The following is a 20658-nucleotide window of genomic DNA, read 5'->3' as shown; positions in this document are numbered from 1 at the left end:
CGATGGGAGAAGCATCATGCCCGCCCTCAGGTCACGTACGGTCACCCACGGTAGGAACATGGCCGGCGCCCGGGCCCTCCTCCGGGCGACCGGCGTAGCCGGGAGCGATTTCGGCAAGCCGATCATCGCGGTGGCCAATAGTTTCACCCAGTTCGTCCCTGGTCACGTGCATCTGCGCGAGGTGGGGGAGGTGGTCGCGGGCGCGATTCGCGAGGCGGGGGCGATCCCGCGTGAGTTCAACACCATCGCGGTGGACGACGGCATCGCCATGGGCCACCACGGCATGCTCTACTCGCTGCCCAGCCGCGAGCTGATCGCCGACGCGGTGGAGTACATGGTCGAGGCCCACTGCGCCGACGCGCTGATCTGCGTCTCCAACTGCGACAAGATCACGCCGGGCATGCTCATGGCCGCCATGCGGCTGAACATCCCCACCATCTTCGTCTCCGGCGGGCCCATGGAGGCCGGGAAGACGCCGGGCAAGAAGCTCGACCTCATCGACCCCATGATCGCCTCGGCCGACGACAGCGTCTCCGACGCCGAGCTCCTGGAGATGGAGGAGAACGCCTGCCCGACCTGCGGCTCCTGCTCGGGCATGTTCACCGCCAACTCCATGAACTGCCTGGCCGAGGCGATCGGCCTCGCGCTGCCCGGCAACGGCACCATCCTGGCCACCCACCGGCGGCGCAAGCAGCTCTTCGAGGACGCCGGCCGGGCCGTCGTGGCGCTGGCCAAGCGCTACTACGAGGACGACGACGCCGGCGTGCTGCCGCGGGCGATCGCCACCCGTGAGGCGTTCGAGAACGCGATGGCGCTCGACGTCGCGATGGGCGGCTCCACCAACACGATCCTGCACATCCTGGCGGCGGCGCGCGAGGGCCAGGTGGACTTCGGCCTGAAGGAGATCAACGAGATCTCCCTGCGCGTCCCGTGCCTGTGCAAGGTGGCGCCGGCCACGAACAAGTACCACGTCGAGGACGTCCACCGCGCCGGCGGCATTCCGGGCATCCTTGGCGAACTCGACCGCGCCGGGCTGATCCACCGCGACGTGGCCACGGTCACCGGCGGCACGCTCGCCGAGGTCATCGCCGAGTGGGACCCGGTCTCGCCGGCCGTCCTGCCGGAGGCGCTGGAGCTGTGGCACGCCGCGCCGGGCAACGTGCGCACGGTCAAGCCGTACTCGCAGGACAACCGCTGGGACGACCTCGACCTCGACCGCGCCGCGGGCTGCATCCGCGACCGCGAGCACGCCTACAGCGCCGACGGCGGCCTGGCCGTCCTCTACGGCAACATCGCCCGCGACGGGGCCGTGGTGAAGACGGCCGGGGTGGACGAGTCGATCTGGAAGTTCTCCGGCCCCGCGGTGGTCTTCGAGTCGCAGGATGACGCGGTCGAGGGCATCCTCGGCGGCAAGGTCAAGGCGGGCGACGTCGTGGTCGTGCGCTACGAGGGGCCGAAGGGCGGGCCGGGCATGCAGGAGATGCTCTACCCGACCTCGTTCCTGAAGGGCAAGGGCCTCGGCAAGGCGTGCGCGCTGGTCACCGACGGCCGCTTCTCGGGCGGCACCTCGGGGCTGTCGATCGGCCACGCCTCCCCGGAGGCGGCGGAGGGCGGGATGATCGCGCTGGTGGAGGATGGCGACATCATCGACATCGACATCCCGAACCGCGGGCTGGAGCTGCGCGTGCCCGAGACCGAACTCGCCGCCCGCCGCGAGCGCCTGCTCGCCGACCTCGGCAGCTACCGCCCCCGCGATCGGAAGCGTCCTGTTTCCGCCGCTCTCCAGGCGTACGCCGCGATGACCACGTCCGCCTCCACGGGCGCGTCGCGCGACCTCTCGCAGCTCTCCCGTTAGCGACTCTCCCTCCAGAAGAAGTACGGCGAAGCCGCCCCCACACCACCCGCCGACCTTGGCTGAGGCAGGTCGTGGGGGTCGCTTCTCACGTCGGACACACGACCCGCCGTCACGGCCGAAGAAGACCCGCTGGGTGGGAAACCACGGTCCGGCATGCGTGAACGCGTCAGTGCGCTCGCCACATGGTCTGCCAGGCCCAATCCGCGCCGAGCTTGCCCGCTTGGCGCAGCAGGTTGGCCGTCGCCACACACGTGGCGGCTGCCTGGTTCAGCATCGCGGCGGCGGTCCAGGCGCTGGGGTCGGGCAGGGCGCCGAGCATCGTGGCCAGGCGGGTGATCCGCCCGGCGGTGACGTAGAGCTCGGCGGCCACCCGGTCCGCCTCCCGCAGGATCTCGACCAGCGCCAGCACGTTCCGCTCCAGGTCCGAGGGCGCGTGCGGCATCTCATACCCGGTCGGCACAGTCACCGGCCGTCTTGGCTGCGCCGTACAGGGCCTCGGCGGCGGCGCGCACCGCCTGGGAGGCTTCCAGCAGGACGGCGAGGATCTGCCGGTCGGAGGCGGTGGCGGAGGCGTCGACGAGTTCCTGGACCCTGGCGACGGCCTGCGCGAACGTCGCGTCGAACGCCTGGATGTCCGCCGCGACCTCCGTGGACTGCTCGGCCACCTCGCGGCACTGCTGCCGGATCTCACTCATCTGGCGAACCTCCATGTCCTCGAACGAGAGGCCGGTCAGGCGCCCGGTCCACGCGTGCTGCACGCGGACCGGGTGGTTCGCCTGTCCGGCCGGCTCGTCCGCGCCCGTCGGCGAACGTGGCAGCGTCGCGCCGAGGACCCCGAGCGCCCCGGTCGGCCTGGGGTCGCAGGCGACCACCGCGGACGGCGCCTCGCGGCAGGCGCCGTCCGCAGGTGGCGAAGGGGCCGCGGTGCCGAGAGACCCCCACTCGGCCCCTGAGAAGGGCAGACGGGCGCGTCCCGGCGCGTACTGGGCGGTCGTGGCATCCGCCGTCTCCCATGCGCCGTTCGTCGTCCGCCGCACCGCGGCCTGGATCGGGTGCCGGGCCCACCCCGGCTGCGTGCGTCTCCTCCTTGCGGCGGGCGACGCTCAGGCGGGCGACGCTCGGGCGGGCGGGACTCACCTGGCCACCACCACCCGTGCCGGCCGGAAGACCCAGCCGTGCCGGGCGTAGCCGCGGCTCCAGACCTCGAGCACGGTGCCGGGCGGGTGGCCCGCCTCGGCGCGGGCCGCGATCGCCTCGTGGTTGGCGGGGTCGAATCCCCTGTCGGTGGCCACCTGCCGGATGCCGTTGCGTTCGAGCAGGTCGAGCAGTTCGTCCCGGATGGCGTGCGAGTGCTCCTGTCCTTCGCCCTCGTGCCGGTCGAGGCGGTCGATGACGGCGGCCACGCCGAGCACCAGCGGCAACTGCAGGTCGCGGAAGAGCCCGCCCTCGACCTGCTGGATGCGCCTGGCCTGTTCCTCCAGCAGCTTGCGCTTGTCCAGGTCGTCGGAGAGGCGGCGTTTGAACAGGTCGGTCAGGACGTCGAGTTTGCCCGCCAGGTCGGCGCTCATGACGTCTCCAGAGCGCGCATCAGCCCGGCGGCAGGCGTGCGGGCCGGAGCCTGACCGTCCCCTCCCTCGGCCAGGATTCCGGCAGCTGCCTGCCGCCGGGTACCGTCGAACAGACTCTCCGGCGCCTTGGTACGTTCCCGACGCCGGAACCTCTGGTTGATCGCCATCACTCTGCAGTGGAAGTCGTCCATGCCACGTCTCCACGACCGGGGTCTCCATGCTCGGAAGTGGAATCCCGCCACGCCAGTGCCGTTGCGGCCAATGGCACGAAGATGACGTTATGTGACCCGGATCCGCGGCCTATGCTCCGGTAGTGGAAGTGATCACCGTCCGGCGTGATTTCCTGGGCGGCCTCGACGTCGAGACCCGGCGCCTGCGGCCGGGGGAGTCGATCACGTTCGGCCGCGGCGCCGCCGGGATGCCGGTCGACCTGCGGCTCGACGACCCCGCCGTGTCACAGGAGGCGGGGGTGCTGAGCGCGGTCAAGGACTACTGGGAGATCTCCAACCTCTCCCGCCGCCATGCCTACGTCGTGGAGAACCTGGAGGGCGGTGGGTTCGTCCGCTTGACGCCCGGCACCGTGGACGCGCCGATCCCCTTCGAGACGGCCAGGGTGCGGGTGCCCGGCCTGCAGGACCAGCTGACGTTTCTCGTGCTGGCGCCGCTCAAACGCCGCCTGGCCACCGAGCACGACACGGCCGGGCCGCTGCCGTCGTACCCGCCGTATCCGCTGGACCCGGGGGCCACGTACTTCCTCGTGCTGACCGCGTTGTGCGAGCCCCAGTTGCGCGATCCGGGCAGCGACGTCGTGCCGAGCGTCCTCCAGATCCGCCACCGGCTGGCCCCGACGGGCCTGAGCCGCTCGGCGGTCGACTACCACGTGGACTTCCTGGCGGGCGCGAAGTTCCGGCTCCAGCCGCCCGGGCAGGTCAGGGGGATCGACTGGCGGCCCTGCGCGGTGGTCAGGCACGCGCTGCGCTTCGGCCTGGTCACCCGGGCCCACCTGGTGTTGTTACCGCCGCTCTAGCAGCCGGACCACGTGCTCGCTGACGCCCTTCAGCAGGGTCGAGGGCGGGATCTGGTGGTCCGCGATCGCCGAGACCAGCGAGGGCAGGCCGGGCAGCGGGAACCCGTCGTCCTTCAGCGCCGCCGCGCCGACGTCGTTCTTGTCCAGCGCCGCCCGGCTGCGCTCCCACGCGTCCAGCACCTCCTCGGGAGAGGGCACGCCGAAACCGTGGCCGACGGGGGCGGCGTGGCGCAGCCGTACCAGGGGAGTGTCGGCGAAGGCCAGCGCGCTGCGGGCGCGGGTGCTCAGCCCGCCGCGGGGCTCGGGAGCGATCCAGTCCAGGGCCGTGCACGGCTTGCGGCAGGTGGCCGCGCAGACGCCGAGCGCCCCGGCGACCTGGCTGTGCTGGCGGTCGAAGTAGGCCCGCCAGCCCTCGGGGGGCTCGCCGGCCACGCGCAGCGTGCGGTTGGTGGCCGACTGCTCGGACTTGGTGTGGTCGCAGTCGCGGTCGCCGATCACGCCGAACCGGCTGCCCTCGGCGCTCAGCCCGGCCGGCCAGCGCCCCGGGTCGCCCGCGTGGCCGAGCTGCGGCTCGAAGGCCAGTAGCGGAAGGTACTCGCTGGCGATGTGGACGGCGGCGATCATCGGGCTCAGCTCGCGGCGGAACCACCGGATCGCGATCACCTCGAGCAGCAGGCCGTAGGCGGGACGCAGCGACTCCAGCGCGCCGCGTGGCGTCTCGCGCGGCGTCTGCGGCATGTGGCAGGCCCGTGCCCGCCGGCGCAGGTCCGCGGGTACGGCTCGCGCCTCGACGGCGAAGTCCTCGGCGTCGAGCGAGAGCAGTCGTTGCCCGAACTCGCAGGCCGCGGCGACGTCCTCGTCCGGGCACAGCGCGCCGAGGTCGGCGAAGGCGTAGCGGCGGGCGAGGGCGACGAGCAGCTCACGAGTCGGGTCCACGTGATCACTTTCTCACGGTCGGGGCAAGGTCGCGTCCTGCCTGGGCGGCTGGCTCCGGCCGGATCGTCGTTGCAGCTTACGCCGGTGTTCGAGGCTTTCGCGCAGACCGTCCGGTGCGGTGGTCACCCTGAAAGCTTAGAGATACCCAGCCGGGCCGTTCACCGGTGCACTGATGACCATGGACATGCACTGGACGGAACAGAGCCCGGACACCACTCACGAGGGGCAGGGTTCGCGCACACACTGAATCTCGCCCGGCGTGCTGGACGGCTCGGCGGAGGGCTCCTCCGGGCCGGGCGAGGTCGGCGGCTCGGCCGTGGGGGTGGGCTCCTCGGTGGGGGTCGGCACCACGGTGGGCGTGGCCGAGGGCGGCGTCGGCTGGGCCGGCGGCGTGGGAGTCGTCGGCTGGCCGCTGGCCGTGGGCGTCGCCTTCGGCGTGGGGGAGGTTTTGACAGGCGGCACCGCCTGTTTGCCCTTGACCTGCTCGCGGACGGTCGGCGGGGCCACACTGGCGGTGCCGGGCTCGAAGAAGTTGGACTGCTCCTGCGGGGTGGCCGGGCGCAGCCACAGGGAACCGACCACGGCCGCGGTGGCCAGCACGGCGGCCGAGACCGCGACCGCGCCGAGCAGCGCCCGGCGGCGGCCCCGGCTGGGGACGGGCCCGGAAACGGGCTCGGGGATGGGCGCGGAGACGGGCTCGGGAACGGGGACGGACCGGGGGGCGGCCTCGAGGACGGCCCCGGGGTCGGCGAGGGCCCTGCGCGCGGCCCCGGCCATCTCGGCGGCCGTGGCCCAGCGCCGGTCGGGGGTCTTCTCCAGCGACCTGGACACCACCGCCCGCGGGCCGGGCGGGACGTCGCCGGGCAGCGTGGGCGCGGCCTGGTGCAGGTGCTTGTAGATGATCTGCACCGGGGTGTCGCCGCTGAACGGCAGCCGCCCGGTCAGGCACTCGTAGGCCACCACGCCCAGCGCGTAGAGATCGACGGACGGCGTGACGTCGCTGGCCGTAGCCATCTCGGGGGCGCAGTAGCCGGCCGAGCAGAGCATCGCGCCGGTGGCGGTGAGCTGGCCCGCGGACGCGGAGTGGGCGATGCCGAAGTCGGTCAGCGCCACCCGGCCGTCGGGGCGCAGCAGCAGGTTACCCGGCTTGACGTCGCGGTGGACGATGCCCTGCGCGTGGGCGGCCGACAGCGCGTCGGCGACCTCGGCGACCAGGCGCATCGTGTGCTCAGGGGTGAGCGGGCCCCGGTCGAGCGCCTTGTCCAGCGATTCGCCGCGGACGTACTCCATCACCAGGAAGCTGACCGCGCGCTCGGCGGCGTGGGCCACGCCGTAGTCGTAGACGTCCACGACGCCCGGGTGGCGCAGGGTGGCCATCGCGCGGGCCTCGTTCTGGAAGCGCTGGGCGAAGGTCGGGTTGTCGGTCAGCGCGGGGTTGAGCACCTTGACCGCGACCTCGCGGCCGAGCACGGTGTCGGTGGCCCGCCAGACCTCGCCCATGCCGCCACCGCCGATCCGGCTGGTCAGCTGGTAGCGGTCGTTGAGTGTGGTCCCCGGGCCGAGCACGCCTTCCACGCTAACACCGCAGCGTGCCGGGCACGCGGGATTCATGAAGCGGGCGCCCGCCTTGGCGGCGGGCGCCCGCTCCTGTCAGAAGGCTCCGGTGGTGGTTCCTCCGCTTCCGGTAGCCGGCGTGGTGAAGGTGCTGTTCGCACCCGGTTGCCACTGGTCGGCGGTGTCGGGGAAGTTCGCCTCCTGGCGTTTGACGCACTTCCACTCGACCGTGGTGTTCGGCGGCAGCTTGCCGATCGTGCCGGTCCACGTCGGGTACGCCGTGGGCGACAGCTTGACCGCGCTCGCCACCGACCAGGTGCCCAGCTGCGGGACGCTGCCCACGGCGTAGACGGACTGGCCGGGCGTGGTGGTGCCGTTGGCGCAGGAGAACGTCACCGAGACCGGCGCCTGGCCGAGCGTGAACGCGAACGTCTTGGCCGTGGTGACGCTCACTCCGGCCGACTTGGCCACGACCAGGTTGCCTCCGGCGTTGTACCAGCCGCTGGCGGCGGCGTCGAAGGCGGCCTTGGTGGGGTGCTGGGTGAGCGCGGTGCCGTTGAGCGTGAGCGCCGACGCCTGCGTCTCGGTGACCAGCTCGATCACGTTCTGCCGTGAGCCCGGCGCGCCGGTGTAGGTGCCGCTCGCCGCGGCCACGGTGACGGTCGCGGTCGAGCCGCTGAGCTGCTGGCTGAGCTGTGTCGTGCGGACGGCGCCGCCCTGGTAGGCCGTGGTCGCCCCATCATCTTCGTAGAGGGTGAAGTTCGTGGACGTGGCATCGGCGTACACCCGGGCGACCAGCTCGTTCCTGGTCGAGGCGTCGGTCCGCTTGCCCAGCACGTTCATGGTCTTGTCGTCCACGAACATCTTGGGGATGATCGCCCCGGCCCTGGCGAAGGCGGGCAGCTTGAACTCGCCGCCCGTCCACAGCGGCCGGTCGTTGAACCACTGTCCCGTGCTGGTGAGCTTCTCGCCCGTGTGGTGGTCGAACCACGTGCCGGCCGGCAGGTACATGTTCCGCTTGCGCTCGTTCTTGCCCGCCACGACGCCGACCAGCAGGTCACGGCCGATGAGCTTCTCGCTGCCCATCTCCCGCACGTTCGGGTCGTTCTGGTAGTGGTAGACCAGCGGCGGCACCACCGGCTCGCCGGTCCGGTTGGCCCGGTGCGCCAGCGAGTAGTAGTAGGGCGTGAGCTCATACCTCTGGCGGAGGTTGGCGAGGTTGCTGGCCACATGGCCGATCTTGTCGGGGGAGGTCTGCGCGCAGTTGCACAGGTTCTCGGTGTGCGGGCGGACCGGCACCTCGAACCAGGCGCCGTTGGCCAGCCACTGCGTGTAGAGCTCGTTGAGGTCGGAGTCGAGCATCTCGCGCCGGAAGCCGCCGATGTCGGAGCCGAAGTAGTCGATCCCGGACATCGACATGTGCATCTGGACGTTCTGCTGCTGGGCCAGCGCGGTCAGCTTGGAGCCGATGTCGGCCGACCACATGGCCACGCCGTACCGCTGCATGCCGGCGGCGCCGGAGCGGGCCAGCATGAAGGGGCGCTTGGTGGTGCCGTTGGCGTAGCCGCGGGCGATGCTCTCGGCCCACTTGAGGTTGTAGACGTTGTGGTAGTCGGCGTGGGCGTGCTTGCCGGGCAGGACTCCGGCGGTCCAGTCGTTGCCGTCGTACATCTCGGGTTCGCCGAGGTCCAGCCAGTGGCCCTGGATGCCCTGGTCGATGAGCGGCTTGCGCTTGGTGGTGTGCCAGTAGTCGCCGGCGGCGTCCTGGGTCCAGTCGATCATGCCGCCGCGGCCCCACCAGTCGTTGGTGGTGAGGTAGACGGGGGCGCAGGTGGCGCAGCCGGCTCGGTTGAGGTAGCCGCGGGAGGCCAGGTCGGCGTGTTCGGGCAGGTTCTTGCCGACGTAGGACTCCTCGATGGTCATCAGGCCGATGCCCTTGTTCGCCTGATAATCGGAAATAGCGGCCGATGGGTTGGGGAAGGCCGATAAATCCCAGGAAAGTGTGCCCATGCGGGTGTTGTCGGAACCGGCGGTCACGCCGCCGAACCACGGCAGGTCCAGCACGAAGCCGTCCACCGGGAACTTCGCCGTGCGCAGGCCGTTCAGCCGGTTGTCGACCTCGGCCCAGTTGTCGTAGCCGAACTCCGAGACCCACAGGCCGAGCGCCTTCTTGGGCGGCACCGGCGGGCGGCCGGTCAGCTCCATGTAGTCCTTGCGCAGGTCGGGCAGGTCGGCCCCGGTCATCGTGTACCAGCGCAGCTGGTCGCCCCACGTGTCCACGGTCCACGGGTCCCCGGTCAGGTTCCACTCCTGCTTGTAGACCTGGTCGAGCAGGAGGCCGTAGTTGAGGTTGGCCGCGCCCACCGCGAACAGCACCGGGATCTGGGCGTTGCCCACCGGGCCGTTGTCGGTGTCGTAGACCATGGCGTTGCCGTAGGCGCCGCCCGGCGTGCGGGCGCGGCCGACCCAGTCGCCGTCGGCGCTGCCGCCCATGAAGAACTGCTCGCCGAGCCCGTAGGCGTTCTGGATCTGCCCCTTGGTGACGGTCAGGCCCTTCCACGCCTGCGCCAGGTTGCGCGGGCACGCCTCGTACAGCAGCCGCGTGGGGTCGGAGACCTTCACGCACAGCGTGCCCGGGGTCACCTCGACCTTCATCGACGCCGTGGTCAGCGTGTTGCCCGACTGGTTGAAGCTCGTCGGGCCCGTGTAGTCCTTCTTGGCGATCTGGGGCGTGGTGAACAGCGGCGACCCGGTGCCCGGGCCGGCCCCGCCGGCCAGCTCGAAGTGGACCAGGTCGTCGTCCAGGAATTCGGCGATCAGGTAGGCCGAGCCGCTGGTGAACTGGACCCGCTGCACCGCCGCGTGCGCGGGCAGGGCGACCAGGAGCGGGGCCAGCAGCGTGAGGAGCAGGATCGAGGCGCGTCTCATGGCCGGGCCACCACCAGGTTGTCGAGGTTGATCCCGTTGCTCGCGTATTCGATCTTGATGGTGTGCGCTCCGGCCGTCAGCGTGACCGGCAGCGTCGCCGTACCCCAGGTGTCCCAGTTCGGCTGCGCGGGCAGCGAGAGCGTGCCGGCCGAGACGCCGTCCACGTAGACCGTGCGCGTGGCCGCGACCGTGGTGGAGTAGCGGAACCTCAGCTGGTGGCTGCCCGCGGCGTCCGCCTTGACCTGGAAGGTGACCGCGTCGCCGGCCTGCGCGAAGCCGTCCACGAAGCCGGTGCCGGTGTAGCCGGGGTGGTCGTTGTTGGTGCTCGTGCCGGTCCCGGCGGCGAACTCGGCCTCGTAGGCGGCCTTGTCCACGCCGTTGAGCACGACGGTCCGGTTGCCGGTCGCACTGGCCAGCTTGACGTGGGTGAGCTGCTGGACCGGGTCCCACCACCAGCCTTCACCCGCCGCCTTGAGGTCGGCGAGCGTGGCCCGGGCGCTCGCGCCGGTGACCGTGCTGGGCTTGGTCGAGGCCACCTGCAGCGTGCTCGTGGTGGTCAGCGCGGGAACCGTGATCGTGGCCGTGTGCGCGCCCCAGTTCTCTGCGCTGGAGATGGTACGGCTGGCCCCCGCCGCATCCTCGACATACGAGTACGACGTCGACCCCGCCGGATAAATCCGGAAAGTGAGGTTGGTGTAGGCGGAGACGCTGTTGCCGATCTCGCCGCCGAGCTGGTAGTCGGCGTTGAGGTTCAGCGGCAGGATCGCCCCAGGCTTGGCGTAGACCGGGATCGTGTCCAGGCCCGCGGTGTAGGTCTTGGTGCCGGGGCCGGTGAAGCGGCCGCCGTTCCACAGGTCGTACCACTCGCCTGCGGGCAGGTAGACGTTCCTCGAGCTCGCGCCCTGCGCGGTGACCGGGGCCACGAGCAGCTGCGAGCCGAACATGTACTGCTGGTCCTGCGCCGCGGCCGTGGCGTCACCGGGGAAGGCGAAGCTCATCGCCCGCATCATCGGCGCGCCCGTGACCGAGCTCGCCTTGGCCTCGGTGTACAGGTAGGGGATCAGGTTCATCCGCACGTTGGCGAACTTGCGGAACGCCGGCACCACGGAGGTGTCGCCGGTGCGCGCCTGCACGTTCCACGGCGTGCGCGCCTCGGAGACCGACGGATTGGCCTTCTCCGAGTGGTACTGCATGACCGGCGAGAACACCGCCTGCGCCGCGCTGCGCAGATACAGCTCCGCGCTCGGGAAGTCGCCGGTGAAGCCCGCGAGGTCCCAGGCGGTGTACGGCACGCCGGACTGGCCCGCCGAGATCATCGCCCGGACCGCCTCCTGGAAGGCGGCGAAGCTGGAGTTCTGGTCGCCGGCCCAGAAGATCGAGTTGGCCTGGGCGCCGGTGGTTCCGGCCCGGCTGAAGACGGTGTTCTGCGGGTTCTTGCCCTTGACGTAGGCGTTGTAGGCGCCGGTGTAGCTGTTGGGGTAGGCGTTGTGCATCTCGTCGCCCTTGCGGCCGTCGGCGAACTGCACGCCCCGGCCGAAGATCGCCTCGCTGCCGTCGGTCTTGAAGCCGTCGATGCCCACCTCGTCCATGAGGTAGTCGCGCTTGCTCATCCACCAGGTGGTCGCGGCCGTGCTGGTGAAGTCGGGGACCATGCTGTCGCCGAACCACTGACCGGTGGGGATGCGATACGGGCCGTTGGTCGGATTTTTCACGACATAGCCCTGGGCTTGCGCGTAGCTTTTGTCGTTGAGGTGCTGCTGCGGGGCGGTCGGCGGGTTGCTGTCGAAGTTCTCCTTGAACACCGGGATCTGCCACAGGATCACCTTGACGCCCTTGTTGTGGGCGTTGGTGACCATCGCCTTCGGGTTCTGCCACGCGGTGCCCGCCGGGAAGGTCAGGTTGTTGTAGGCGAGCTTGCCGCTGCCGGCCGTCGGCGTGTAGGTGGCGCCGTGCCACACGTAGAACGTGGCCTCGTCGCTCCACTGCTCCAGCACCAGGGCGGTGTGCGGGATCTTGTTGGTGGTGACCTTGTCCAGCTCGCTCTCGACCTCGGCCTGGGTGTTCCACTCGTTGGCCGACATCCACACGCCGAAGGCCCACTTCGGCGGCAACTGCGGGCGGCCGGTGACCGCGGTGTAGTCGTCCACGATCTTCGCCGGGGTGCCGGTGAAGAGGTGGTAGTCGAGGGTGGAGTTCAGGGCGCCGCCGGTGTCCACGGTGAAGACCGCCCGGTCACCGGGGGCGAAGCGGGCATAGCGGTTGCTGTTCACGTGGACGCCGTAGCCGGCCGAGTTCAGGAAGAAGGGCACGCTCAGGTAAGTGCGCCGGGTGGCGCCCTGGTCGCGGTACTGGTTGTAGACGTAGTTGTGCACCTCGGTACCGCGCTGGTCGAGGCGGTCGTACCGCTCGCCGTACCCCTCGAAGCGCTCGCCCGACGGGGAGGCGTAGGCGTCCTCGATCTTGGTGACCGTGGTGGCGCCGTCGCTGGCCCAGCGCAGGTTCGCGGCGTCCTGGCGGGTGATGAGCGTGGTGCCGTCGGACTTGTAGACCGACAGCCGGTACGGCGACTTCTGGATCTTCAGCACGAGCGCGCTGGTCGAGAGCGTCAGCGTGCTCGCCGAGTCGGCGACCGTGTAGCCGGAGGCGCCGGAGACGGTCAGGCCCTGGCCGTTCGGGGCGACCTGGGTGCGGAAGCGCTCCGGGGCCGGGAAGGCGATGCGGATCTTCGGCGTGAAGCTTCCCGCGCTGTCGCCGGTCGTGACGTCTACCGACGTGCCGTTGTTGGTGAAGCTCGTGACGTTCGTCGGCGAGCTCCACGAGGTGACCGTGAACGCGAACGGGCCGATCTGCTTCTGCCCGCCCCCGTTCACGTCGGCGTTGACCGTGTAGCTGATCTTGTCTCCCCGGGCGAAGGAACCCAGGTTGATCTTCCAGTAGCTGTTGTTGCCGCTGTTGTAGTCCCAGGCGGCGCCGACCGGCGTCTGGTTGACGCCGTTCTTGGTCCAGGTGGCCCAGACCGTCTGGCCGGGCTCGATCGGCCAGGTCGTGACCTTGACCGTCACCGCCTCCCCGGCCATCGGATCGCGCGGCGAGCGCTCGTGGGGCTCGCTGGAGTACAGCTCGTCGATGCCGGTCGGGTTGTGGTAGACGCCGTCGAGGGCGTAGGCGGGGACGGTGACGAGGGAGGCCAGCAGGACGATCGCCGCGACGACGACGCCCGACCGTAAACGCAACACGGGTGGTGCACCTCTCAAGCAGAGAAGACTGTGGCGAGATCGGGCCAGCGCTCGGCAGCGCAGAGCACCGGCGGATGGGCGAGGAGCGCGGGCAGCGTGACCTCCTGCCCGCCGGTCAGGCGCGTGCCGGTCCACACATGGACCCACGTGCCTTCAGGGAGATAGACCGAAATTTCCGAAACGTCAGGCTCGGTGACCGGGGCGACCAGCAACGCGTCACCCAGCTTGTACTGCAGCGGATGACGCCAGACCGCAGGGTCGTCCGGGTGGTCGAAGAACAGCCCCCGCATGAGCGGCGCCCCGCCGCCGACCGCCTTGCGCGCCTCCTCCACCAGGTACGGCACGAGCCGCTCGCGCATCTTGGCCAGCGCGCGGAACACCGGCAGCACCCGCTGGTCCCCGGTGCGCTCGGCCACGTTCCACGGCGTGCGATCGCGCGACGGCGTGCGGTGGTGGTTGAACTCCGAGTGGTACTGCATGATCGGCATGAAGCACGAGGCGCCCGCGGCACGCAGGTACAACTCGGCCGAGGGCACCTCGCCGGAGAACCCGGCCAGATCCCAGCCCCAATACACGATCCCGCAGGCCGAGGCGGTGATCCCGGCCCGGATCGAGTTCCGGAACGCCTGCCAGGTCGAGTCCTCGTCGCCGGCCCAGAACGCGCCGTGCGGCTGCGAGCCGGTGAACCCGGCGCGGCTGAAGGTGACCGGGGCCTTGCCGTACTGCCTGAGCAGGTCGCCGAAGGCCCGCGCATAGTGCACGGGGAACAACCCGTTGCCCTCCGCGCCGGAACGGCCGTCGGCATACCGCAGGTCGTAACCCCAGGCGTGCTCGCCGCCGTCGGTCTTGAACCCGTCGACGCCGACCTCCTCGACCAGGTAGCGGCGCTTGGCCGTCCACCAGTCGCGCACCTCCCCGGCGGACAGATCGGGCATCAGCGCCAGCGGGAACCACCAGCCGCGGTTGCGGTAGGGCCGCCCATCGGCCTCCTTGACCCCGTAGCCGCGCTCGGCTAGCTGCCGGGCGTCGACCGCCGCCTGATGCTTGGGGTGCGGGCGCATCTTCTGCAGCGGGATCTGCCACAGCAGGACCTTGATGTCACGTTCGTGCAGCTCGTCCACCATGCCCTTGGGATCCGGCCACGGGCCGTCCGCCGGGAAGGTGTAGTCCGCGTACCGGTGCGGCTCCTCGGAGGGCTCGTACTCGGCGCCGCGGAAGGCGGTGAACGTGCTCTCGTCGCTCCACGCCTCGATGACCAGCGCGCCGACCGGGATGTCGTGCTCGCGATGCAGGTCCATCTCGGCCATCACGCGCTGCTGGGTGTTCCACTCGTTGCCGCTGGCCCACAGCCGGAACACCCACTCCGGCAGCTCGCCGGGACGGCCGGCGTCGTCGAGGAAGGCGTCCAGCACCTGGGCCGGAGTGCCGGCGTAGGTGCTCACGGCCAGCTCCGCCTCGGGGCCCACCTCGGCCTCGACCCGGATCGTCGCGCCGATCGCGTACCAGGTCCTGCGGCTGGTGACCACGTGGAAGCCCCAGGTGTCCCGGCCGTCGACCACCAGGGCGAACGGCATCGGCAGGTAGGTCCGCCCGTGCTCTCCCTGGCTCTTGTACTGCTCGAACACCACCGCGTCCAGCTCCCGGCCACGCTGGTCCACGGCGTCGAACCGCTCACCGAACCCCACCACGTGCGCCTTCTCGCCCAGCTCCATCTCGAAGCGAACCCGGCGCACGCCATGGACGTCGGCCAGCCAGCGCACACTGCCCGGCACGATCCGGTCGCCGTGCAGCTTCCCGCCCGTCTCCCGCCACACGGCCGCCGAGGTCTCGAACCACTTCGTCGTACGGCTCGCGCCGTCCTCCAGGGTCGCCAGGAACCGGTAGCGGTACCGCTTCCCCGCCTCCAGCTTCCCGGTGCGCACACGCCACGACCCGGCGGCCGCCCGAGCCGCCCTGGCCTGGGCGGCGGCCAGATGCCCGCCGTCCGGCTCGCCCTCCGCCGCGCGCCCGGCGTCGGCCGGAGCCAGCGTGAGCGTGATGGGCTGGGCACCTTCCTCATGCCACTCGCACACCACGGCCGTCACCTTGGCCGACGCCCGGACCCGCAGGTCCACCGCTTCCCCGGCCAGGGGCTCGGCGGGCACGCGCTGGTCCTCGGTCTCCGCGTACGGGTGCCCGGAGCCGTGCGGCCGATGGCGGATCATGCGGACACCCCCAGCTCACCGGCGAGGATCAGGTACATCCCGTGCGACCACAGCAGCGGCGTGGCCACGGTGCCCCAGCGCTCCAGCCACTCCTGTTCGTACTCCGGCGCCAGCAGCAGATCGGACACCTGCTCGGGCAGGTCGCCCTCCGGGGTGGCCTGGGCGGCCATCCAGTCCAGGTAGCGCCGGGCCTCGGCGGGCCGGCCCGCGGCGGCGTGGTTCCAGCCGAGGAATCCGGCCAGCAGCACCCACCGGCCGCCGCCGTAGAAGGTGTCCTTCAGGTAGCGGTACACCCCGCCGTCGCGGGCCAGCTGCCGCTCGACCTCGGCGACCGTGGCCGCGCCGATCGGGTGGCCGGCCGGGTAGAGGCCGAAAGGAGCGACGCAGGCCAGAAGGCTGCCGTCCACCGCGTCGCTGCCCAGCCACTTGCGCAGCCGCCCGTCCACGACGCCCTCGGCGGCCACCAGCGCCTCGATCCCGGCCAGGGCGGCGGCGGCAGCCGTACCCTCTGAGGGCGAGAGCACGCCGAGGTCGGAAGCGGCGCGCAGACCGGCGTGGATGGAGCCGAGCGTGGCCACGTGCCGTTGCTCGACGTGCTCCTCCCACCAGTCGTAGCAGGGCAGCTGCCAGAACGCCGACAGGTAGCGCGCGGCGGTGCGCACGCCCTTCTCGGTCTCCGGCACCGCGCCGTGCCGGCGCGTGTGCTCGGCCAGCGCCCACAGCCAGGTGCCGTAGCCGTCGAGCTGGAAGTCCCACCACCCGTCGTCGCCGTTGAGCCCGTCGAGGGTGAAGCGGGTGGGCAGCATGTCGCCGGGCGGGATCGGGCCCCGGCGGGCGATCAGCGACTCGACCTGCCCGGCACGGTCCGCGATGACCCCGCCCGACCAGCGGTGGAAGGCGGCGGCGCCGTCGGCGTCGCCGTGCCTGCTCACCCCCTCGGCGATGAACGCGCCGTCGCGCAGCCAGGAGAAGCCCTGGTAGGCGGAGAAGTACGGCGCGGCGGGGTAGGCGCCGGTGGGCGACTGGTACCTGCGGATCACGTCGAGGCTGTGGGCGACGAGAGACACGGTGTCTGAAACTCCTGATAGGTGGGGTCGTGGGGCCGTAGGTCAGCCCAGCAGGGCGTCGACCTTCTCGGCGGCGGTCTTGAGCGCGTCCTCGACGCTCTTGCGCCCGGCGGCGGCCTCGGTCAGCTCCTTGGTGACGGCGTCCTGCATCTCCTGCTGACGCTGGATGACCGGGGGCAGCGCGATGGACTTGAGCGAGTCGAAGACGGCCTGCCGGTTGGCGGGCTTGGGGTCCTTGAGGTAGCCGGACAGCAGCTGCTGGTCGGAGACGGGCGGCAGCTCCCACGAGGAGGCGATGCGGGTGCCCGCGGCCACGTCGGAGGAGCTGAGGTACTTGGCCCAGGCGTAGGCGGCCTTGCCGTTCTTGGTGGTGGCCGAGGCGGCGACCGCGTTGTGGAAGACGGCGCTGGCCTTGGCCGTGTCACCGGGTTCGACGACGACGTCCCACGCGAACGGCACGTCCTTCAGGCCCGAGAACTGCCAGATGCCGTTGTGCCACATGGCGAGCTTGCCGGACTTGAAGAGGTTGGTGTCGTAGTCGGCGGTGCCGCCGATCTCGGCCTCGGTGGGCATGGTCTTGCCGACCTTGGAGACCAGCCAGGTGGCCGCCTTGACCCCGGCGGGGCCGTTGAAGGCGGACTTCTTGCCGTCGGCGGCCAGGAACTCGCCTCCGGCCTGCTTGAGCGTCTTGTAGAACTCGAAGAACTGCACCGGCTGGAAGTCGCCGAAGACCTTCGCTTTCTTGTCGGTGAGCTTCTCGGCGGCCTTCTGCTCGTCGGCCCAGGTCCACTCGGCGGTGGGCGGCTCGAGCCCGGCCTTCTCGAACAGGTCCTTGTTGTAGAACAGGACGACCGTGGAGAAGGAGGCGGGCAGCGCGAGCTGCTTGCCGTCGTGCTTGAAGGCGTTGAGCGACTCGGCCGCGTAGGCCGAGCTGTCGCCGTCGCCGGCGACCGTGCCCAGGTCGAGCAGGGATCCGGCGCTGGCGTAGGTGACGAAGTTCTCGTAGTTGAGCTCGAAGGTGTCGGGGGCGGTGCCGCCGGCGATGCTGGTCTGGAGCTTGGTGAAGTACTGCTCGAAGGGGGCGGTCTCCACCACGACGTCGATCGCGGGGTTGGCCTTCTCGAAGCCGGCGACGATCGTGTCGAGGTCCTTCACATGGTCGGGGGCGGCGGAGAAGGTGAAGTAGCGCAGCGTCGTCTTGCCGCCCTCGCCGGTGGGGGCCTTGGTGGCCGAGCCCTGGGAGCAGGCGGCGGCGAGGAGGGCGGTCGCGACCAGGGTGGTCATGATTTTTCGCGACATAGTCTTTCCTTTACTTGAGCCCCGTCTGGGCGACGCTGGCGATGACGTGCTTCTGCGCGAAGACGTAGAGGATGAGGATCGGCACCACGCTGATCACCGAGCCCGCCATGACCACGTCCCATTGGGTCGTGAACTGGCCGTGCAGCGTGGCCAGCCCCAGCGGCAGCGTCATGAACTCGGGCGACTTGATGATGATCAGCGGCCACAGGTAGCTGTTCCAGCTGGCCATGAAGCCGAAGATGGCGAAGGTCGCCAGCGCCGGCCGGATCAGCGGCACCACGATGTACAGAAAAATCCGGAAATGACCGGCCCCGTCCAGCACGGCCGCCTCGTCGAACTCCTTCGGCACCTGGTTGATCGCCTGCCGCAGCAGGAACACCCCGAACGCCGAGGCGATCGTCGGCGCCAGCAGCGCGAAGTAGGTGTCGACCAGGCCCAGCGTCCGCATCTCGATGAACAGCGGCACGACCAGCACCGGCAGCGGCATCATCAGCGTCGCCAGATAGACGCTGAACAACGCCCCCCGCCCGGGGAACGGCAGCCGCGCGAACGCGTAGGCCGCCATCGCACTGGTCAGCAACTGCAGAATCGTGGAGGCCGCCCCGATCCACACGCTGTTGAGCAGGATCCGCCAGAATGGCAGCGTCTCCATGAGCTTGCGATAGGCGTCCAGCCCCGCGCCGTCCGGGGTGAAGTCCGGGGGTACGGCCAGCACCGCGTCACCCGGTGTCAGCGAGGTGATGACCGCCCAGGCGAACGGGAAGAGCATCACCGCCGCGCCGAGCACCACCGCCAGGTACCTGAACGCCTTACCCATAGGTCACCCACCTGCGCTGCGCCCGGATCTGGACGATGGTCACGATCAGCACGACGGCGAACAGCAGCCACGACAGCGCCGAGGCCATGCCCGCCCTGCCGTACCGGAAGGTCAGGTCGTAGATCTGGGTGACCACCACCTGGGCGTTGGCGCCGGCCATGATGCGCACCTGGTCGAAGACCTGGAAGCCGTTGATCAGCGAGATCACCACGACGAAGAAGGTCGAGGGGGACAGCAGCGGCAGCGTGATCCGGCGGAAGCGCTGCCAGGCCGAGGCGCCGTCCACGAGCGCGGCCTCGGTGTACTCGCGGGGGATCGCCTGCAGGCCCGCCAGCAGGATGACCATGACGAAGCCGAGGTCCTTCCAGGCCGAGGCCAGGATGACCGCGGGCATCGCCCAGGCGGGGTCGGTCCACCAGCCGGGGCCGGTGATCCCGGCCAGGCCGAGCGCCCAGTTGACCAGGCCGCTGGCCGGGTTGAGCAGCCACTTCCACATCAGCGCCACGACCACCCAGCTGGTGATCACCGGCAGGAAGTAGATGCCGCGCAGCAGGCTCCGGCCCCGCATCGCCTTGTTGAGCAGCAGCGCCAGGCCCAGGCCGCCGGCGTAGACGAGGGGGAGGTAGCCGGCGATGAAGTACAGGGTGTTGCCGAAGGCGGTCAGCGTCTGCGGATCGGTCAGCAGTTCGGCGTAGTTGCCGAGGCCGACCCAGCGCATCTCGTTGATCAGGTTCCACTCGTGCAGGCTCGTCCAGAGGGAGCCGAGCATCGGGATGATCGTGTACAGCATGAGCGGGATCGCGCTGGGCAGCAGGAAGACCGCCACGGTCGCGGCATAGCGCCATCTGCGGCCCCGCTGCCCCGGAGTCCTCGGCGGCACGGGGACGGCCGTCCGGGCCGCCACGGCCGGTTCGGCGGTGCTGGTCATGTCGCCGCTCCTATCAGCCGGGCCCGCACCAGGCGTCCCTGCTCGCCCGCGGCTCCGGCCGCGTCGAACGGGGTGGCCAGCACGAGGGCCGCCGCGCCCTGGGCCCAGCTCGTGTCGTCCCAGCTCTCGACCTCGACCGCGATGTCGCGCCGCCCCGGCAGCAGGTGCGCCCGCAGCGCCGCGTGGAAGCTCTCGCTCCAGTGCGCCCACTGCGCGGTGCCCTCGCCCAGGACCACCACGACCTCCGGATCCACCACGTTCACCAGGCCCGCGGTGGCCCGGCCGAGGATGGTCGCGGCCTCGGCGAACACCTCCCGCGCGGCGGCGCCGCCGTCGAGCACGGCCACGCCCTTGGCCCGGGCCGCGGCCGCCAGCCCTGCGGTGCCCACGTACGCCTCCAGGCAGCCCGTCGAGCCGCATCCGCACACCGGCCCGCCGGGCGTGACGGGGAAGTGGCCGAACTCGCCCGCGCCGCCCCTGGCCCCCCGGTACACCCGCCCGTCGGTCACCACGGCGGCGCCGACGCCCCGGCCGATCGTCAGCACGAGGAAGTCCCGGTGGGTGCGGCCCCTGCCGTACAGGCGCTCGGCGGCGGCCAGGGCGTTGACGTCGTTCTCCACGAGCACCGGCAGGTCGAGCCGGCGCCGCAGCCGCTCGCCGACGGGCATGGCCTGCCAGCCGAGCGTGGGCGCGTTGACGGTGCCGACCGCCTGGTCCTCCACGCTGCCCGGCACCCCGACGCCCACGCCGAGCAGCGGCGGCGCGTCGTCGATCGCGTCCACCACGGAGGCGACCGCGTCGCCGAGCGCCTCCAGGCTGTCGGGGGCCGAGGGGGCGAAGGGCCGCTCCCAGGAGCCGAGCACCTCGCCGTCCAGCCGTACGTCCACGATCACCAGGTGGTCGGCGGTGACCTTGACGCCCAGCGCCCGGCCCGCGCTGCCGACCAGCCCGAGCCGCTGGGCGGGCCGGCCGCCGCGCGAGGGCTTGAGGTCGAGCTCGGCCACCATCCCCGAGCCCATCAGCTCGCGGGTGAGCTGCGTGACGCTCGCGGGGCTGAGCTCCAGCTCCCGCGCGATCTCGGTACGGCTGAGCGGCCCTACCGTGCCCAGCAGGGCGAGGATCGCCGTCCGGGTGAGGTCGCCGCGGTCAGTGCCTGCCATGCCCTCGACTTTCTTTAGTCATAAAGTTAGTGGTGAAAAATATGAGCCCGGGCCTCCTCGCCTGTCAAGACCCTGGAAC

The 20658-nt window shown here is 70.9% G+C and carries 16 protein-coding genes; 2 read left to right on the top strand and 14 right to left on the bottom strand.

Features of this window, described 5'->3' with window-relative positions:
• Positions 1-16: 16 nt before the first annotated feature.
• Positions 17-1855 (top strand): dihydroxy-acid dehydratase, encoded by a 1839-nt coding sequence (gene ilvD, locus FVE25_RS39430; protein WP_157252608.1) that lies wholly within the window; start codon positions 17-19, stop codon positions 1853-1855.
• A gap of 166 nt (positions 1856-2021) precedes the next feature.
• Here the strand turns inward: ilvD and FVE25_RS39425 are convergent, their stop codons facing one another.
• The 4 genes from FVE25_RS39425 to FVE25_RS39410 all read right to left on the bottom strand — a co-directional run bounded on the left by FVE25_RS39425 (position 2022) and on the right by FVE25_RS39410 (position 3614).
• On the bottom strand, positions 2022-2321 hold the full coding sequence (locus FVE25_RS39425; RefSeq protein ID WP_157252607.1) for a hypothetical protein: 300 nt from the start codon (positions 2319-2321) through the stop codon (positions 2022-2024).
• Positions 2299-2892: a hypothetical protein gene (locus tag FVE25_RS39420; RefSeq protein ID WP_157252606.1), complete on the bottom strand. Its 594-nt coding sequence runs from the start codon at positions 2890-2892 to the stop codon at positions 2299-2301. The genes FVE25_RS39425 and FVE25_RS39420 overlap by 23 nt, the downstream gene beginning before the upstream one ends.
• A 96-nt stretch (positions 2893-2988) precedes the next feature.
• Positions 2989-3423 carry a nucleotide exchange factor GrpE gene (locus FVE25_RS39415; RefSeq protein WP_157252605.1) on the bottom strand — a complete coding sequence of 145 codons (435 nt, stop codon included), beginning with the start codon at positions 3421-3423 and terminating at the stop codon, positions 2989-2991.
• The gene (locus tag FVE25_RS39410) at positions 3420-3614 is read right to left on the bottom strand and encodes a hypothetical protein (protein WP_157252604.1); all 195 of its coding nucleotides are present in this window, start codon (positions 3612-3614) and stop codon (positions 3420-3422) included. Before FVE25_RS39410 ends, FVE25_RS39415 begins: the two co-directional genes overlap by 4 nt.
• A 122-nt stretch (positions 3615-3736) precedes the next feature.
• Between FVE25_RS39410 and FVE25_RS39405 the strand changes: the two genes are divergently transcribed.
• Entirely contained in the window at positions 3737-4450 is a 714-nt protein-coding gene (locus FVE25_RS39405) for an FHA domain-containing protein (RefSeq protein WP_157252603.1), read from the top strand.
• Here the strand turns inward: FVE25_RS39405 and FVE25_RS39400 are convergent.
• The 10 genes from FVE25_RS39400 to FVE25_RS39355 form a co-directional block, all read right to left on the bottom strand.
• Positions 4436-5386, bottom strand: a complete 951-nt coding sequence (locus FVE25_RS39400) for a hypothetical protein (RefSeq protein WP_157252602.1) — start codon at positions 5384-5386, stop codon at positions 4436-4438. The two genes, FVE25_RS39405 and FVE25_RS39400, sit on opposite strands and share 15 nt — an antisense overlap.
• Before the next feature lie 216 nt (positions 5387-5602).
• A complete protein-coding gene (locus FVE25_RS39395; protein WP_219825844.1) occupies positions 5603-6961 on the bottom strand; it encodes a serine/threonine-protein kinase in 1359 nt (452 codons plus the stop codon).
• Between the two features lie 75 nt (positions 6962-7036).
• Positions 7037-9868 carry a TIM-barrel domain-containing protein gene (locus tag FVE25_RS39390; protein WP_157252601.1) on the bottom strand — a complete coding sequence of 944 codons (2832 nt, stop codon included), beginning with the start codon at positions 9866-9868 and terminating at the stop codon, positions 7037-7039.
• On the bottom strand, positions 9865-13104 hold the full coding sequence (locus tag FVE25_RS39385) for a TIM-barrel domain-containing protein (protein WP_219825843.1): 3240 nt from the start codon (positions 13102-13104) through the stop codon (positions 9865-9867). Before FVE25_RS39385 ends, FVE25_RS39390 begins: the two co-directional genes overlap by 4 nt.
• A gap of 14 nt (positions 13105-13118) precedes the next feature.
• Complete coding sequence (locus tag FVE25_RS39380; RefSeq protein WP_157252599.1) at positions 13119-15308, bottom strand: glycoside hydrolase family 31 protein; 2190 nt, start codon at positions 15306-15308, stop codon at positions 13119-13121.
• Complete coding sequence (locus FVE25_RS39375; RefSeq protein ID WP_157252598.1) at positions 15305-16375, bottom strand: glycoside hydrolase family 15 protein; 1071 nt, start codon at positions 16373-16375, stop codon at positions 15305-15307. Before FVE25_RS39375 ends, FVE25_RS39380 begins: the two co-directional genes overlap by 4 nt.
• Before the next feature lie 42 nt (positions 16376-16417).
• Positions 16418-17674, bottom strand: a complete 1257-nt coding sequence (locus FVE25_RS39370; protein ID WP_157252597.1) for an ABC transporter substrate-binding protein — start codon at positions 17672-17674, stop codon at positions 16418-16420.
• Positions 17675-17684: 10 nt separating this feature from the next.
• Positions 17685-18491, bottom strand: coding sequence for a carbohydrate ABC transporter permease (locus FVE25_RS39365; RefSeq protein ID WP_157252596.1), 807 nt, complete (start codon positions 18489-18491; stop codon positions 17685-17687).
• Complete coding sequence (locus FVE25_RS39360) at positions 18484-19419, bottom strand: carbohydrate ABC transporter permease (protein ID WP_157252595.1); 936 nt, start codon at positions 19417-19419, stop codon at positions 18484-18486. Before FVE25_RS39360 ends, FVE25_RS39365 begins: the two co-directional genes overlap by 8 nt.
• Positions 19416-20579, bottom strand: a complete 1164-nt coding sequence (locus FVE25_RS39355; RefSeq protein ID WP_157252594.1) for an ROK family transcriptional regulator — start codon at positions 20577-20579, stop codon at positions 19416-19418. The genes FVE25_RS39360 and FVE25_RS39355 overlap by 4 nt, the downstream gene beginning before the upstream one ends.
• Positions 20580-20658 lie beyond the last annotated feature (79 nt).

The organism is Nonomuraea typhae (genome assembly GCF_009760925.1).
Classification (GTDB): Bacteria; Actinomycetota; Actinomycetes; order Streptosporangiales; family Streptosporangiaceae; genus Nonomuraea; species Nonomuraea typhae.
This window is presented reverse-complemented; position numbering and strand designations above follow the sequence as displayed.